The sequence below is a fragment of the Oscillibacter sp. CAG:155 genome, assembly GCA_000436875.1.
Classification (GTDB): Bacteria; Bacillota; Clostridia; order Oscillospirales; family Oscillospiraceae; genus Oscillibacter.
Genome location: FR890932.1, coordinates 34,233 through 36,047, shown reverse-complemented (window position 1 = coordinate 36,047; position 1,815 = coordinate 34,233). Strand labels below are relative to the sequence as shown.

Below are 1,815 nucleotides of genomic sequence, written 5' to 3'. Positions count from 1 at the left end.
AACTGCGCCGCCGGTTCCGGGCGGATAAAAGCAGCATCTCCCGGGTTCGGGGCTGCTACGTTAACGAAAAGCGGGAGATCATCTCCCAGTTCGACCAGTCCCTGGGGATTCTGGGGCAGACGGAGAGCGAACAGCTGCTCGCCACGCTGCGCAAGACCCTCTCCGGCACCCTGGGCAAAAATTTGCTGGACATTCCCTTTGACACCCGCCAGGTGGTGGAGGGCGATCAGCACAAGCTGCTCATGACTCTGCGCAATTCCGCTCTGCGGGATGAGGAGGCGGTCTCCGCCTTCTATCAGCGGGTGATCCAGTCCCTGGACCTGGAGGGGAACTATCTCATTTTGCTGGCCCAGGACGATTACGATGTGCCCTACCGCTCCAAGGACGGCGAACGGCAGGACGATGCCTCCTCCGAGGTTTTCCGCTACATTCTCTGCAGCATCTGCCCGGTCAAGCAGACCAAGGAGGCTCTGAGCTACTACGTCTATGAAAACGCCTTCCACAGCATCAGCGCCGACTGGGTGGTGTCCGCGCCGGAGATGGGCTTTCTGTTCCCCTCCTTTGACGAGCGCAGCACCAATTTGTACGACGCCCTGTACTACTGCAAGGACACGTCCCAGACCCACCCCGACTTCGTAGAAGCCGTGTTCCACGCCCCCGCCCCCATGCCCGCCGCTCAGCAGATGGAGACCTTCCAGACACTGCTGGAGGACACCCTCAGCGATGACTGCCGCTACCAGGTGGTCCAGTCTGTCCACGGCAAGCTGCGGGAGATGATCGAAGAGCACAAAGCCAACAAAGTGGAAGACCCCCTGGTGGTGGACAAAGGCACCGTCCGGCGGGTACTGGAGAGCTCCGGCGTGGCGGAGGAACACGTGGAGGCCTTTGAGGAACGGTATGACGACGCCTTCGGCGCCGATACGGACCTGAGTCCCCGGAACCTGGTGGACACCAAGCAGTTGGAAATCACTACTCCCGACATTACCATCAAGGTCTCGCCAGACCGCGGAGATCTGGTGGAGACCCGGCTGATCGACGGTGCCCGGTACATCCTCATCCGCGCCGAAGAGGGCGTGGCCGTCAACGGCGTCCCCATTCAAATCTCCTGATCCATATGACAGAAAATCACGCCTGGATGGGTTTCCATCCGGGCGTGATTTTCTTTGTGTCCCTTACACCAGCCATCGCCGCACACCGGGGATGCGGGAAAGCACTGCGTATACGCCGCAGCCGCATACCAGCAGCAGTGCCGACAGCACCGGCACCGTCACTACAGCCGGGCCCGCCAATGCGGTCAGGCCAAAGTGGGCAAACAGTTTCAGGAAAAAAATGTGGACCAGGAATACGCAGAAGGAAGCGCGGGAAACAAAGGACAGCACCCGCTCTGCACCATCACCCACGGGCACCTTGACGCACAGGCCATACAAGCCCGCCGCCAGCAGGCACACCCCCACGCTCATGCCCTCCAGGAAATGGCCGCTCAGCGCTCCGGCGGAGCGGGAGGCAAGCCAGGTCCCGGTGAACGTTACCGCAAATCCCGCCAGTGCCGCCGCACCCCAGGGCCAGCGGCGGCCCGTGGGATGAGCGGAGAGGAAATAACCCAGCAGCGTATAGCCGATGGAGGCATAGGTCATGTTCATCAGCCATTGGGTGGGAATCCCCACCAGTAGCGTAAAGGGCCAGTAGATCTTCACCGTGGGATAGAGGATGCCCAGCAAAAACCACAGTCCCAGCAGATATCCCATCTGCCTGACCGTGGCGTGGGCCGCCACCAGCCGGGTGATGGGCAAAAAGGCATACACCAGCAGCATGATG

2 protein-coding genes are annotated in these 1,815 nt (G+C 61.1%); one reads left to right on the top strand and one right to left on the bottom strand.

The genetic code is table 11. The annotated features are described in order from the left end of the window. Positions 1 to 2: 2 nt before the first annotated feature. Entirely contained in the window at positions 3 to 1,109 is a 1,107-nt protein-coding gene (locus tag QZL67_RS07330) for a DUF4317 domain-containing protein (RefSeq protein ID WP_292920078.1), read from the top strand. Between the two features lie 63 nt (positions 1,110 to 1,172). Here QZL67_RS07330 and QZL67_RS07325 read toward each other — a convergent pair. Continuing rightward, positions 1,173 to 1,815 (bottom strand): acyltransferase (locus QZL67_RS07325; protein ID WP_373887780.1); only part of this gene is annotated, 643 nt, incomplete at its 5' end.